The following is a 14778-nucleotide window of genomic DNA, read 5'->3' on the forward strand; positions in this document are numbered from 1 at the left end:
CCCAATGGGTAGATTTCGATCCAATGTGAAGCCGCGATCGTCGGATACGAAACCTCCAACAAAAGAACCACTAAGCTGACAGTTGACGACCCGATTGTTGTTCTTTAATCCGTTCCAAACTCCCTGTAGGAATCGAATCGATCAACGATCGCGTATAGGTTTGTTGCGGTTGGCGATAAATTTGTTCCGCCGGGCCGATTTCCTCAATTTTCCCCTGATTCATCACCATAATGCGATCGCTCATAAACTTGACCACACTTAAATCGTGGGAAATGAAGATATAAGTTAACTCGAACTCCCGTTGCAACTCTTTTAATAAATTCAGCACCTGGGCTTGCACCGAAACATCCAACGCCGAAACCGACTCGTCGCAGATAATAAACTTCGGATTTAATGCCAAAGCCCGCGCAATGCAAACCCGTTGCCGTTGACCGCCCGAAAACTCGTGAGGATAGCGGTTCATCAACTCAGGATTTAAACCGACTCGTTCCAACAAATAGGCGGCGCGATCGCGGTGAGTGGCCTTTTTCTGCTTGGGAAAATGAATCCGCAACGGTTCCATCACCAACGCGCCGATATTCATACGCGGATTGAGCGAACCGAAGGGATTTTGAAAGATAATTTGCATTTGTTGGCGCACTTGGCGCAGGGATAACCCCTCTAAATCGATTACATTTTTGCCGTCAAAAATGACCTCGCCTCCCGTCGGTTCTACCAAGCGCAACAAACTGCGGGCTAAGGTAGTTTTGCCACAACCGGACTCGCCGACTAAACCGAGAGTTTCGCCCAAATAGACCTCGAACGAAACCCCTTTGACCGCCATAAAATAGCGTTGCGTTTCGCCGAAAATGCCGCGAATGGGAAAGGCGACTTGCAAGTTATTCGCCGAGAGTAACACCCCGCGTTCTTGTAATTGATTCAAACGGCGATCGCTCTCGACAGCACTGATTTCTGTAGGGGGGGCTTCTGTAGGGGTTGCCCCTGCTGCCGCCGCTTCCGGGGTCGGCGATCGATCGGGGGATTTCGATCGCATTTCCACTTCCCCGGAGTCGTCGGTTACCTCTTCCATAAAATCGGCCACCGTGGGCAGGTAAACCAGGCGTTTGTCCGGTTGGGGACGACAGGCTAACAGTCCTTTTGTATAAGGATGTTGGGGATGGGCAAAAATATCGAACACCGAACCGGACTCGACAATTTTGCCGCGATACATCACCGCCACGCGATCGGCAATTTCCGCAATCACGCCCAAATCGTGGGTAATAAAGATCATCGACATGCCCCGGGCGTCGCGCAACTCCCGCAATAATTGGAGAATCGAGGCTTGAACCGTCACATCTAAGGCGGTGGTCGGTTCGTCGGCTATTAATAGGGTAGGATTGCAAGCGATCGCCATGGCAATCGTCACGCGCTGAATTTGACCGCCGGAGAGTTCGTGGGGATAGCGTTTGAGAATGGCGAGTTTGCGATCGTTAATGGCGCTGGCGATCTCGCGTTCGGTCATGCCCTCACCCCCGTCGAGACGGTCGCGCAACTGTTCGTCACTCGGGAGGAGTTTGACCTCTTGCAAGCGCGCCACCGCTTGTCTGCGGGCTTCCGAGACCGAGACCTTTTGGTGCATTAAAATGGCTTCGGTCATTTGGAAACCGATATCGTAGACCGGATTGAGGGCGCTCATCGGTTCCTGAAAAATCATCGAAATCCGACTGCCGCGATAGGGTTGTTTTTCTTCCCGTGACAGGCGTTGCAAGTTCACCGGGTCGGCGGCGGCGTCGTCGCGAAACCAGATTTCGCCGTCGGCGACTTGACCGGGATTGGGGACCAATCCCATCACCGCTAAGGAGGTCACCGATTTTCCGGAACCGGACTCGCCGACAATGCCGAGGGTTTGACCGCGCCGAACCTCGAATGAAATCCCGTTAACGGCGGTAACGAGTTTTTCGTCGGTTTCAAATTGAACCTGCAAATTGCGAACGTCTAAAACCGTGTCACTCATGAAGTGTATGCGGGTGGATTTGAGAGGATTTTAGCAAAATCAGGGAGTCCCCCGTCCGTAGGGCGGGCATCCGAACCGCTTGCCCAGCCCATCTCAACTCTAAAATCTCAACGACACCGTGGGATCTACGGGGGCGCTCTCGATCGCCCAATTCTCTACCCACAGATAGATTCTCCAATAAAATCGTAGATCCGAGGGGACTTTTGATATAAAATTCTATCGTAATGTTGGAAAGCTGCCGCCGCGAGCGATCGCGCGCCGCTTGCCAACGCCGGACGAAGCCAAACTGCCCCGCGCAGATCGTCCCGCCTAAAGAGACTGGTTAGAGAGGATCGAACACTATGGCTTACCAATTACCCGCCTTACCTTACGACTACACTGCCCTCGAACCCCATATTTCCAAGAGCACCTTGGAATTCCACCACGACAAGCACCACGCGGCTTACGTCAACAAATACAACGCCGCGATCGAAGGGACCGCTCACGCCAACCAGGCGATCGAAGATGTCATTAAAGCCATCTACAACGACGAGTCCAAAGCTGGGCTGTTCAACAACGCCGCTCAAGCTTGGAACCACAGCTTTTACTGGAATTGCATGAAACCCGGTGGCGGTGGCGAACCCACGGGCGCCCTGGCTGACAAAATCAAAGCCGATTTCGGGAGCTTCGACAAATTCAAAGAAGAACTCAAAAACGCCGCCGCCACCCAGTTCGGTAGTGGTTGGGCTTGGTTAGTACTCGACAACGGCACCCTCAAAGTCACCAAGACCCCCAACGCCGTCACCCCCATCGCCACGGGTCAAACTCCCTTGTTGACGATCGACGTTTGGGAACACGCTTACTATCTCGACTACCAGAACAAGCGTCCCGACTACATCGACACCTTCCTCAACAATCTGGTCAACTGGGATTTCGTCGCCGAACAACTGAAAGCCGCGATGTAATCGTCATTTTGCTCGTCGAAGAGTCTTCGATTTCCAGTCCGCCGATTGAGGCGGGCTTTTTTTTGGGTTTTAGATTTTTTAGATTTTAGTGTCGGTAGGGAATTCCCGGCGAACGAGATAGGATTGAACGAAACGAATCTCGATGTGCGTTGAATCAGTGGAGCAGGTGCGATGAGCGGTGAAAAACGGCGTTACGTGCGCGTTGAAGAGTCTCAATGGCGGCGGTTGCAAGAACAAGACAGCCGCCTACGATCGCTGCAATCCGACTTACCGGAGCGCTTGAATTTGCTGCGATCGCACTCCCAGCAAGCGTTCGAGCGGCAGTTACTCCCCCTGCAGCAACGGGCGCTCCATCAAGCCCAACTCGCCGATCGCTTGAGGACGAATTTAGCCGATCTCGAACGGGAAAACGCCCGCCGCCTGGAACGACAGCAACAGGAGTTTCGCTCGACGGTAGAACGGCTTCAAACTCAACAGGCGCAAGCTCTCCAGCTCCAAGCCGATCGCCTCGACGCCACGGCGCGCCTCGGTTTGGAACGGCAGCGTCAGGAATATTTGCAACTGCACCGACAGCAGCGCCAGGAATGGCTGAGGACGGTGCAACAGCGCGATCGCGCTTTCCAGGAGGCGATCGCCACGGAACGAGCCGCGAGAGAAGCTACCGAAGCCAAGTTAACGGGACAACTCAACGCGATCGTACGGGGGATCGAGGCGGAAAAAAGCCGGAAAATCGAACTCGCCGAGTCCTTGTGGGCCGATGTGGACGCTATCTGGCAACAAACCGATCGCCAGTACCGCCACGAACAGTTCGCGCCGGGACAGTTAAGCGTTTTACGGCGCCAGTTGGATCTGGCGCGGGACAATCTGACGGCGGGACTCGGCGAAGCGGCGATCGCCACGACTCAGAAAACTTATCTAGAATTGAATCAACTGCGGCTCGACCTGGAACGCCAAGAACAACAATGGCTGTTACTCTATCACGCGATTTCGACGGATTTAGGCGAATTGCTCGCTCAAGTCAAAGCCCACCGCGAGTGCGAACTCGAAATCGGCGAGGGAACGGAGGCGGAACGCTTTAAGGTCGAGGTGGATTATTGGTCGAAAGGGGCGTTAAGCGAGTACGAAGGGGAACTCGCGACGCTCGAAACGGAGTTAAAACAAGGGGAACGAACCCTCACGACGGCCCGACTCGAAGCGATCGCCGATCGCCTCGAAAGCTTGCAACCCCGTTTCGATGAAATTGTCGCGGCGGCGAAATTGGCGATTCTCAGTTCGCAAATGCGCGCCGAAATTGCCGATTGTGTGGTCGAAGTTCTCGGATCTTTGGGTTATACTCTGGTCAATCCCGAAACCGATGCGTGTTATCAGACGGGCGATCGCCGCGAAGCCTATGCGGTGAAAGTGAAAAATATCGCCGGGGATGAGGTGGTCACGGTGATTGCACCGGATCGCGACTTTGGCGCCAATTCGATCTCGATTAACAGTTTCAGTCCCACCCTGATCGACGAAACCGCCACTCGGGAGAACGCGCGGGCAATTTTCCAACTGTTGGACGAGGCGGGAGTAGAGGCGATCGGCGAGTTGGAATGTTACGATCGCCCTCGCGAAGAATATCGCCGTCTGTGGGGCGATCGACCGTCGGGAAGCGAGAGTCGGGAGTCGGGAATCGGGAGTCGGGGATCCCGTCGCGATCGGATTGAAGAATAAGCGCGATCGCCCGTCTTTGACGAGGGGGCGGCGATGGGTTTCACCGAACCATTCAAGACCCCCTCGACGGCGATCGCTCCTCTGAAAAATCCCCTCTCAAGTTTCGCCATTGCCAGCGATCGAAGCCATAGACGCGATCGAAACAGAAAACGGATTCGAGTAATTTTCCTAACATTTCCCCGGCGATCGAATTGATAAACTAAAAGAAGCTTTCAAGCACTTTTCAAACCATAAAATTTATCTCTAAAATACCCAATCCCCAATCTAAAATCTAAAATCTAAAATCTAAAATCTAAAATTCCCCAATCTGCTCGAAAGTTTCCCTTAATAGAACGGGTTTCAGGGTGAATCTGAGAGTGAATAAGGCCATGTCTGAATGTCCGGTATGTCGAACCGAGTATGTCGAAGGAGAGCAGAGCATCTGCTCGAATTGCGGGTGGGATTTAAGCCCCGAACCGCCTCAACTTGCTGAAAATTTGACGGAAATCTATCTCGAAAAAGAGCGAGCTAAGTTAAAATGGGCGCGCAAAATTTGGGCAGAAACGACCGACCAAGGTAAATCGGTCAAAGAATTAGAGTGGAAATTGGCCGATATTGAAGGACAACTCTCGAAAGTTTGGGGTCGCTTCGATCTCGCGGCGAAAGAACGAGTTCACATTCAAGAACAAGTCAGTCAACTGTTCGCCTGGTTGGATGAAGTCAGCCAAGACCGCAATCATTTTAAGGAGGAGTTAGAGCGCGATCGCCTCTTTCACGAAACCCAATCCGAACATTTCGAGAATCAGATCGGCCTGATTTTCTCCAAATTAGAACAAAGTGACACCGAGCGATCGCAGGTTCAAACCCAACTCAGTCGTATTTGGTCCCATATCGAAGCCCCGAGACCATCCCCAACGACTGCTCCTTCCGATGGCGATCGCGTAGGGGCGACCGAGGAGAATCGCGCCGCCGATTCCCCAGATGGCACTTCTTCCGTCGGCAAAGAAGCCGAAATCGCCGCCTTACAAGCCCAAATTAGCGAGCTAAAAGCCAAATTAGAACAGTCCGATCGCGAACGGTTGGAATTGCAATCGCAAATTCACAGCGAACGGCGCCAAGTCAGCAGCTTGCAAAGCCAACTCGAAAAAACCCGCGAGAGTCTGGAAAAAACGAACGAAAATCTCACCCACACTCACGCCGAATCTCATACCGTCGAATTGCTGATCGATGCGTTAGGCGATCGCTCCGAAGCCATCCAAGAATTTGCCTACGCCATTCTCAAGCGAACTCGTTCCCCCCGAGCCCGTCAAGCCCTCGAACAGTACAAACCCTATCGCCTGTTTCGCTGCGTGCGCACCTTAAAACATGACGACGCCGTGCGATCGGTGGCGATCGCCCCTCAAGGCAATATTTTAGTCAGTGGCAGTAATGACAAAACCGTTAAAATTTGGGATCTAGAAAGCGGTCAGCCGATGCGAACCTTACGCGGACACCTCGGATCGGCGATCGCCGTCGCCATTTCCGCCGACGGCAAAACGATCGCCAGTGGAAGCGGCGACAACACCATCAAAATCTGGGACTTACAAAGCGGCGAACTGCTGACCACCCTCCACGGTCATGGCGGTTGGGTCAACACTGTCGCCTTCTCTCCCAAAGGACGCACCCTCGCCAGTGGCGCCGCCGACAAAACCATCAAACTCTGGAACCTCGACACCCAAGAACTCCTCGCCACCTTCTACGGACACAGTACCGCCGTGCGTTCCGTCGTCATCTCCCCCCAAGGAAACGTCCTCGCCAGTGGCAGTAACGACAACACCATCAAAATCCGCAATCTTCTCACCGGAGAACTCATCCATACCCTCACCGAACATAGCGGTTCCGTCTGTTCCGTCGCCGTCAACTACGATGGCAGCATTCTCGCCAGTGGAAGCAACGACAACACGATCAAACTCTGGAATCTCGGCACCGGAAAACTCCTGCACACCCTTTCCGAACATTCCGGTCCGGTCAGTTCCGTCACCATCAGTTCTCAACATACCCTCGCCAGTGGTTCCGACGACGGAACCATTAAAATTTGGCATCTCGAAAGCGGTCGCCTCATTCACACGATCCCCGGCGTCAAAACCCCCGGATACGGTCACGAAGGCTATGTTTTATGTACCGCCATCAATCAAGATGGCAATACGATCGTTAGTGGCTCCGATGATGGCACAATCAAGATATGGGGTGTTTCTGCAGTGGAGTAGGGTAGGTCTATTGTCGGCCTGGAAGTTGTTCCCAATTCCCTACAGCATCAATCTAAACTCTAAACTCTAAAGTCTACAATCTCAACCCCTCATGGTATCCGATAACTTTTCCTTCTTAGAAAAGAAAATCAAGAGCCTAGAAGAACGCTTGCAACAAAGCGAACGAGAACGAGAACAACTGCGATCTCAACTGCAAACTTTAGGCGATCGCGCCCGCAGCCAAGCCCACCAACTCGCCCGTCTGGATCGCTATATCGAAGAATTTTTAAAATATCAACTGATTGAATGCGAAAGTACCTTAATCGGTCATACCAACTCCGTCAGTCAAGTCGCCATTGCTCCGGACGGTCAAACCTTGGCCAGCAGCAGTTACGATAAAACTGTAAAAATCTGGGATCTACACACCCGATCCGAACGCCATACCCTAAACGGACATTCTAAATCCGTCAGTTGTCTCGCGATCGCCCCTGACAGCCAAACGATCGCCACCGGGAGTGATGACAAAACCATCAAAATTTGGAACCTCCAAACTGGAGAACTCCTGCGCACTTTAAGCGGACATTCCGATTACCTTCGCGACCTCATTTATGGAGAAATCGGCGACAATTCGATTTCTATCCCCATTTTAATCAGTGCCAGCGACGACACCACGATTAAATTTTGGAATGGGCACACTGGGGAACTCCTTCGCACCCTCACCGGACACGATGACTACGTTCACTCGTTAGCCCTCAGTCCCGACGGTCGTACTTTAGCCAGTGGTAGTGCAGATAACACGATTAAATTGTGGGATTTACAAAAGGGCGAAGCAATCCGCACCTTTGCCGGACATTCCCACTCAATTTACTCCCTCGTTTTCACGCCGGACGGTCAGATTTTAGTCAGTGCGAGTTTGGACAAAACGATTAAATTGTGGCACTTGGAAACGGGAACGAATTTTCAAACCTTAATCGGTCATTCGGACTTTATTAATGACATTGCTATCAGCCCGGATGGACGCACGATCGCGAGTGCCAGTTCTGACAATACCATTAAACTCTGGAACCTCAAAACGGGTCAAGAAATTTGCAATTTAACCGGACATGCCAATACCGTATATTCGGTGATTTTTAGTCCGGATGGCTGCCGTTTAATGAGCAGCAGTGGCGATCGCACCCTTAAAATTTGGCGCTGGTTAGTCGAGGAACAATAAGAAGTCAAAACTCCTAAATATGGTGCGGGTATCCCACCCGCCCTTTTAAAAAAAGTTAATTTCAAACTCTTTCAATTAGAACAAACTTAGTTTAGAATAATCTAAAAATAAAACAAACCAATCGATTGTGGTAGAACGAGTAACGTCGGGGTTAAATTTACACGCAGGCGATCGCTTTTTCGTGCTGTACGGAACGCAAACCAGCGATAGTTTCTGCACGAAAGATCTCGTTTTACAAGATATTGAAAGCATTCTCCATCACTATTTAAAGTCACGAGGATACGATCGCATCGTCTTCTATTCCGGCGTTAAAAAACTCTATTTCCTCGATCGCCAATCGCGCGATCGCACGCGGTTGCAAGCTTCAGCAGACCCCTCCAACGCCCCGCCACCCGACCGACCGATGCAAGTCACTCCCGGTCCTCTCGGACGCAAACGCCGCTTGTTAGGAAAGCAAACTGCATCGCCAAATCCCGCCGCATCGCCCAGTCCGGCGCCCTCAACCGAAGTAAGACCGCCCCAACGCCTGCAAGATGTCCAAATTTTGCCGTATTTTGAAACGTTAATGCAGGATACTCGCCAAAAATCGGCGATCGTTTTTGCCAATGCGGAAGATTTGGCGAACTTCGACAACCGCCGCGAACTGTTCGGTCGTACTTTAGAATGGTCGCGTCTTCCCCCGAGTAATCGCAATCTGTGTATTTTTATTTTTCACCACGAAACGATCGATCGCCTGCAAGAGTTTTGTCAGCAAGTCGGCTTTACTTTTTTGTCAAATTATGCAATAAATCGGCAGCAGGGCGATCGCCGCAGTTGTAATTTAGTGCGACTAGCAGCCCCTAGCGCAAAAGAAATAGAGGCGTTAAGCGATTATTTTCGACTGAAGTTCGGCAAAGCCATCTCGTGGGAAAATCGTGCAAAGTTAATGCAATGGATGGCGGCGGAAAATCGATCGCTCAATACCTGGTACGATCGCTTTAATGAAAGTGAGGAAATCTCGCTGAAAGCGGCGCGATCGCGGCGTTGGTTGACGGGGGATGTCAGCGAAACCCCTGCCCTACAACGGTTAGAGGCGGCGATCGGCTTGCAAAACGTCAAAGAAACGATCCGCCGTCGGGCGCGATCGCTGCAAGTGCAACAAGAACGGGCGAAGCAGGGAAAGGCGATCGATCCGCCCCGATTGCATCTGGTGTTTAAAGGCAATCCGGGAACGGGAAAAACGACCGTCGCGCGCTTAATCGGCGAAATTTACCGAGATTTGGGGTTATTACAGCGCGGTCATCTGGTAGAAGTCGGCGGACGCGATTTAGTGGCGGGTTATGTCGGACAAACCCATTTACGCACGAATGAAACGATCGATCGCGCGATCGATGGCGTCTTGTTTGTAGATGAGGCGTATGGATTGACCGAAGGCGGGGACGGGGATTTCGGACGGGAGGCGATCGAAACGTTACTCAAACGTCTGGAGGACGATCGCGATCGATTCGCGGCGATCGTGGCGGGATATCCGGCGAAAATGGACGCCTTTCTCGATGCGAATCCCGGTTTGCGCCGTCGGTTCCCCACGGAAATAGTTTTTGTAGATTACACGCCTGATGAGTTGTTGGGGATTCTACGGCAGCGCGTCGCCGCCGTCGCCGCCGACTTGTCCCCGGATCTAGAGGGGACTTTGTTGGATGTATTCGGGCAATTGTACGCCGAACGCGACGAAAACTTTGGCAATGCGGGATTGGTGGAAAATCTGTTTCAGGAACTCGACGAACGGCGATCGCTCCGAGTTATCGAAACGGGTACGGATCCGGTACACTCGCCGTTCGAGCTTGCAGATTTACCGCAAAAATATCGGGAGTTGGCCGATCGCGGCAAGGGCGATCGCGAGACGTTGGAAACATTGTTAGCGCAACTCGATCGCCTGGCGGGACTGCGATCGGTGAAAGTGGCGATCGCAGAATTAGTCGAAACCCAACTCGCCAACCGCCGCCTGCGAGAAGCGGGGTTAGACCCGGAGGGCGAATCTCACACCTATCACATGGTTTTTACTGGCAATCCGGGAACGGGAAAAACGACCGTGGCGCGGTTGGTCGGCAAAATTTTTAAAGCCCTGGGATTATTGAAAAAAGGGGACTTTCACGAAGTCGGACGCCCGGATTTAGTCGCGGGATACGTGGGACAAACGGCGGCGAAAACCGTAGGGGCGATCGATCGCGCGATCGATGGGGTATTATTTATCGATGAAGCCTACGCCCTGTCCCGAGGTCACGCCACGGATTTCGGACGGGAGGCGATCGATACTTTAGTCCCGTATTTGGAAAATTACCGCGATCGCCTCGTGGTCATTTTCGCCGGATATTCCCGAGAAATGGCCGAATTTTTAGCCGCCAATTCCGGGTTAACCTCTCGCATCGCCTATCAGATCGAATTCCCCGATTACAATCCCGACGAATTACATCAAATATTCCTGAGTTTATGCGAACAGTCCCGGCGCATTTGTCCGCCAGAAGTCTCGGAAAAAGTTAGAGACTGGTGTCAAGATTTATATGCCAATCGACCGTCCAATTTCGGCAACGGTCGCGAGATTCGCAATTTTTACGAGGGGATGGTGAAGCGTCAAAAAAGCCGAATCGTCAGGGAAAATTTAAGTGGGGAAGCGATGTTAAGGTTCGCGATCGCCGATCTTCCGAAATAGAGGGAAAACTTCGGATGGGGGAACGGGTCAGTGTGGCTTTGTTTCCCCAATGTTAGCGATCGCGGCGAAAAGCGCCAGTTCCACTCGCCATCACGGTAAATCTAGCCCCTGGGGACTTGACTCTTCTCCGAAAACGGTTAAAAAGTGATAAGTTGCGAGATAATCTCTCAGGGGGAAGCAATGGCGATGAAGATGTTTGCCCGTGACGACCGACCAACACAGGAGTACACCGCTTTGACCGTAGCGCATTGTCCCGTTTGTCAGACCCAGTATGCGGAAGGACAGGTCAAAACTTGTTCGACTTGCGGCTGGGATTTGACGCCGTATCCCCTGAGTTTGGGGCGCATTCCCGAGGGATTTCTCAGGAAGGAACGGGCGCAATTGATGTGGGCCCGCCAGCAGTGGGAGCAAACCCAGAAGCGTTTGAAGGGGGCGACGGAGGAAGAGGCGGCGCCCCAGCAGATGGAACGATCGCAACTCAAAACCCAACTCGAACTCGCCGAACAGGAGCGATCGGAGTTAGAATCCCTATTCAAGCAAACGGAAGAGGCATACTGGCAACTTCACCAACAGTACGAAACGTTAGAAAAAGAACATAAAAGCGCCCTCAAAGAGCGATCGCAACTCCAATCTTTTTTAAAAGAAGCGGAACAAGCTTACGAAGATCTGCAACAGCAGCTCGAACAAACTCAACAACAACTCGAAGATATCGACCGGGAAAATCAAACTTTTAAATCGCAAATTCACGAAGCGGCAACGGCTTACTGGCGCTTGCAGGATAAATTAGAATTGACGGAAAAAGCGCTATCTGCCCGGGAAAAAGCACTCAAAGAAGTCGAACCGAAATTACAAGAAGCCGAAGCAAAAAATGCCTTGCGCGAAGCCTCGCTCAAACAAGTACAAGGACAACTACAACATACGAAAAAACAACTGATTGCTTCTCAACAGAAGCGATCGCAACTGCACGCCGAATTAGAGAAAACCAAATCGGAATTAGCGGCGTGCAGCCAAGAACTCGGCGACCTCCAACCGCAGTTACAACAAGCCGCAACGGCTTACTGGCAATTACAAACCGAACTCGCCGAAGCCCGGGGTCAACTCGAAACGGCACAAGTCGAAACCAGTCAGCCGAATCAGTTCGAGCAAATGTTGGCTGAAATGAGCGATCGCGCCCAAGAAGAACTCGATCGCGCCAACGCAGAAATCAATCAATTGCACTTGCAAATTAACGATCTCGAAAGCCAACTGAGTAATAGCCAACAACAAACCCAAAGCCAAGAATCTCGACTTTCTTGGGTCAACGAAGAACGCAGCCAATTGCAAAGCAAACTCGATCGCGCCGACCGCGAACGCCTCGAACTGCAACATCAACTTTCTCAAACCCAATGGCAGCTTGAAGTTGCCAATCAAGAAAACTCCCGCTTGCTCGATTCGGCGTTTACGACCTCGCGAACCAGTCGCTGGGGGAATGCGTTTAAAACCTCGGTGGTTTTCCTCTTATTACTCGCGTCGATCAGTCCGTTTTTTATTATCTTGCTCAATCCCAAACTTTCCCAACCTTTATTTAATATGGCTTTGCGGAAAGGCTATATCAAAAATGCCACCAGTCGGGATTTGTCGAAACTAAATTTTGCGGGATTAAATTTGGATCGCGTCAACTTTAGCGACGCCAAACTGAATAACGCCGATCTCGAAGACAGCAGCTTGATCGAGGCCAATTTTCAAGGGTCGAACCTCAATGGGAGTAACTTGCAAAATGCCAATTTAAGCGGCGCCATGCTGATGAATGCGAGCTTGGATTGGGCGAATTTGAAGAATGCGAATTTGCAATTTGCGAACTTAGCGAGTGCGAATTTAGTCCGCGCGAATTTAAGTGATGCCAACCTTGCGGGAGCGAATTTATTAGATGCGGATATCGATATTAATACGACGAAAATCGATCCGGAAGATTTGCTCAATTGGAAAATTGTTAATTTGCCGCGTCGTAACCGCCAGTTAGCGGGATTGAATTTGACGGATTTTAATTTAAGTTCGGCGAGTTTAGTCGAGGCAAATTTGCAAAATGCGACGATGAGAAATGTCAACTTAACTGATGCAGATTTGCGCGGGGCGAAGTTAACGGGAGCGGATTTAACGGGGGCGGATTTGAGCGGTGCTAAACTCGCTGGTGCCGACTTTACGAATAGCGTTCTGATGCGGGTGAAGACGAACAATTTGACGATTTGCCCGAATGGAAGAACGGGGCCGTGTAGTTTTTAACTTTTGAGGGGTTCGGGGAGCTATAAGTCCCGCGCTGTATGCGAAGCATCAGCGTCGGGATCCATGGACTCCCCGAGCTGGTCTCATCCCCACCCTACGGGAAGGGCCAAGCCCTACGATGGGGATGAGACCAGCATTTACAGGCAGCTATAGCCTTTGGTAAACTCCGGCCATGCTGACCTGTCAAGTCGGTCTGTCGGGGGTCTATGACCTAGATCGGTGGCGTGGGGCAGGAACACCCAATCGTGAGGCTGGGAAGCCCGCGCTGTAATCTTTGATTCAGCGTCGGGAGGATGTCACGTTGGGGAATCGAGTAGAATCAGTTAGGGGATCGAATAGGATGGAGAATTAGCGTCCGACGATTCCCGGGGCTAACGGTTTGAGGCGAAAGATGTAGAAGGGCGATCGCGATCGATCGTCCCCTGCATTGAACGCCGGGGCGTGTTGGAGTTGGTTGGCGATCGCGTAGAGATAGCCGTCGGGGCCGAAACTGAAGGCATCGGGCCAGGAGAGGCGATCGGAGGTGACGAGGAGTTGATAGCGACGATCGCCCGTAATGACACCGATCGCGTTAGCCGCCAAATCGGTAATGTAGATGTTGCCCTCGCGATCGATCGAGATCCCATCGCAAATGGGTTTGTCGCTGTAGCGTTCGACGCGGGCGGACAATTCGGCATCGGCGAGGGCGCGATCGCGCAAATCCGAAGTTCGCACTCGATATAAACTAGTGCCGTGCATCGGGCCGAAATACAGCCACTCGTCCGCCCCATCGAGGGCGATCGGATTGACGCCGACCCGAGGACTGACGACGGTTCCATCCGGGCGCGTTTGGGTCAGGGGAACGCCATCGATCGCCAATTGGACATCTTCCGCCACTACCGAGCGATCGCCCTGGAGGACGCGCCGAGAAACCCCGGTACTCAGATCTACCACAATTAACGCGGCGCGATCGCCGGGTGCCGGATCGGCAATGTAAATATAATTGTGAGTTAAGTCTACCGCCAAATCGTTGACAAACGAGCCGTCAACCGTGACCGGAGGGGGCAGGTAAATGACGCGGTCGAGGCGATCGCCGCGCGTATCCCAAGCCACCAACTTCGGCGTTAGCTGCCCTCTCATGCCATTGTCGAGCATCCAGACCCGACCTTGGGGATCCGCTTGAATGCCTAAAACCGTATCGAGCATCGCGCTTTCGCCGGAAGTGCGATCGTTCCAGGCGCGATCGGGAAACGGCAGCAGCTCCCCGGATTCTCGCACTTCCACCACCGCTTGTGCGGGGTCGAACAGTTGGTGCAAACTAGTGACGATCGCCCCATCCGGCGTCACCGTAATATTTCCCGGCGCGATCTCCATTTCGGCGACCACTTCTAAGAGCGATCTCACTTGAGCGAGAACGGGTTGGCTGGCGAAACAAATGATACTGATGCTGGCGAAGAGGTGACGCATGGGATTTTAGATTTGAGAGTTTAGATTTGAGAGTTTCGAGAATCTGTGCGGGGGGCTTGATGCACTGTAGGATTGGAAAAGAGCGAGCATCGAACGGGCTACTATTATCAATTGATGAGTGAAGGGAAAATAACCATGGACGAACAGAGCTTAAAAGAGCGGATCGAGGCGATCGAGAGCAAGCGGGAATCGCTGTTGCGGTTGTTGGAAAAACCAGATTTGGGAACCTTGCGGATCGATGTCAATCAGGCGATCGAAGAAATGGACGATCTGATCGAAGAATTCAAACGCACCTTTCCCGATTCTGCCAGCCAGAATTAAACCAA

General features: G+C 52.1%; 9 protein-coding genes. 7 read left to right on the forward strand and 2 right to left on the reverse strand.

All coding sequences use genetic code 11. From position 1 onward, the window contains the following. Window positions 1–70 precede the first annotated feature (70 nt). A complete protein-coding gene (locus JJD41_RS14040; RefSeq protein WP_200667392.1) occupies window positions 71–1993 on the reverse strand; it encodes an ABC transporter ATP-binding protein in 1923 nt (640 codons plus the stop codon). Between the two features lie 341 nt (window positions 1994–2334). Between JJD41_RS14040 and JJD41_RS14045 the strand changes: the two genes are divergently transcribed. The 6 genes from JJD41_RS14045 to JJD41_RS14070 all read left to right on the forward strand — a co-directional run bounded on the left by JJD41_RS14045 (window position 2335) and on the right by JJD41_RS14070 (window position 13006). Then, on the forward strand, window positions 2335–2937 hold the full coding sequence (locus tag JJD41_RS14045; RefSeq protein WP_200667393.1) for a superoxide dismutase: 603 nt from the start codon (window positions 2335–2337) through the stop codon (window positions 2935–2937). A gap of 171 nt (window positions 2938–3108) precedes the next feature. Beyond that, the gene (locus JJD41_RS14050) at window positions 3109–4644 is read left to right on the forward strand and encodes a coiled-coil domain-containing protein (RefSeq protein ID WP_200667394.1); all 1536 of its coding nucleotides are present in this window, start codon (window positions 3109–3111) and stop codon (window positions 4642–4644) included. 356 nt (window positions 4645–5000) lie between these two features. Continuing rightward, window positions 5001–6869: a WD40 repeat domain-containing protein gene (locus JJD41_RS14055; protein ID WP_370583840.1), complete on the forward strand. Its 1869-nt coding sequence runs from the start codon at window positions 5001–5003 to the stop codon at window positions 6867–6869. A gap of 91 nt (window positions 6870–6960) precedes the next feature. Then, on the forward strand, window positions 6961–8061 hold the full coding sequence (locus tag JJD41_RS14060) for a WD40 domain-containing protein (protein WP_200667396.1): 1101 nt from the start codon (window positions 6961–6963) through the stop codon (window positions 8059–8061). Window positions 8062–8188: 127 nt separating this feature from the next. Further along, the gene (locus JJD41_RS14065; RefSeq protein ID WP_200667397.1) at window positions 8189–10747 is read left to right on the forward strand and encodes an AAA family ATPase; all 2559 of its coding nucleotides are present in this window, start codon (window positions 8189–8191) and stop codon (window positions 10745–10747) included. 192 nt (window positions 10748–10939) lie between these two features. After that, window positions 10940–13006 carry a pentapeptide repeat-containing protein gene (locus tag JJD41_RS14070; RefSeq protein ID WP_234488825.1) on the forward strand — a complete coding sequence of 689 codons (2067 nt, stop codon included), beginning with the start codon at window positions 10940–10942 and terminating at the stop codon, window positions 13004–13006. Window positions 13007–13354: 348 nt separating this feature from the next. On the opposite strand, the gene JJD41_RS14075 is transcribed toward JJD41_RS14070, so the two are convergent. Beyond that, window positions 13355–14452 carry an L-dopachrome tautomerase-related protein gene (locus tag JJD41_RS14075; RefSeq protein ID WP_200667406.1) on the reverse strand — a complete coding sequence of 366 codons (1098 nt, stop codon included), beginning with the start codon at window positions 14450–14452 and terminating at the stop codon, window positions 13355–13357. Between the two features lie 135 nt (window positions 14453–14587). Here JJD41_RS14075 and JJD41_RS14080 point away from each other — a divergent pair, with 135 nt between their 5' ends. Beyond that, window positions 14588–14773 carry a hypothetical protein gene (locus JJD41_RS14080; protein ID WP_200667408.1) on the forward strand — a complete coding sequence of 62 codons (186 nt, stop codon included), beginning with the start codon at window positions 14588–14590 and terminating at the stop codon, window positions 14771–14773. Window positions 14774–14778 lie beyond the last annotated feature (5 nt).

The sequence above is a fragment of the Oxynema mangrovii CENA135 genome (assembly GCF_016632315.1).
GTDB classification, from domain to species: domain Bacteria; phylum Cyanobacteriota; class Cyanobacteriia; order Cyanobacteriales; family Laspinemataceae; genus Oxynema; species Oxynema aestuarii.

Bases quoted from the DNA above. Each gene is read 5' to 3' on its own strand.
- JJD41_RS14040 (WP_200667392.1), bottom strand. From the start codon at position 1,993: ATGAGTGACACGGTTTTAGACGTTCGCAATTTGCAGGTTCAATTTGAA.
- JJD41_RS14045 (WP_200667393.1), top strand. From the start codon at position 2,335: ATGGCTTACCAATTACCCGCCTTACCTTACGACTACACTGCCCTCGAA.
- JJD41_RS14050 (WP_200667394.1), top strand. From the start codon at position 3,109: ATGAGCGGTGAAAAACGGCGTTACGTGCGCGTTGAAGAGTCTCAATGG.
- JJD41_RS14060 (WP_200667396.1), top strand. From the start codon at position 6,961: ATGGTATCCGATAACTTTTCCTTCTTAGAAAAGAAAATCAAGAGCCTA.
- JJD41_RS14070 (WP_234488825.1), top strand. From the start codon at position 10,940: ATGTTTGCCCGTGACGACCGACCAACACAGGAGTACACCGCTTTGACC.
- JJD41_RS14075 (WP_200667406.1), bottom strand. From the start codon at position 14,452: ATGCGTCACCTCTTCGCCAGCATCAGTATCATTTGTTTCGCCAGCCAA.
- JJD41_RS14080 (WP_200667408.1), top strand. From the start codon at position 14,588: ATGGACGAACAGAGCTTAAAAGAGCGGATCGAGGCGATCGAGAGCAAG.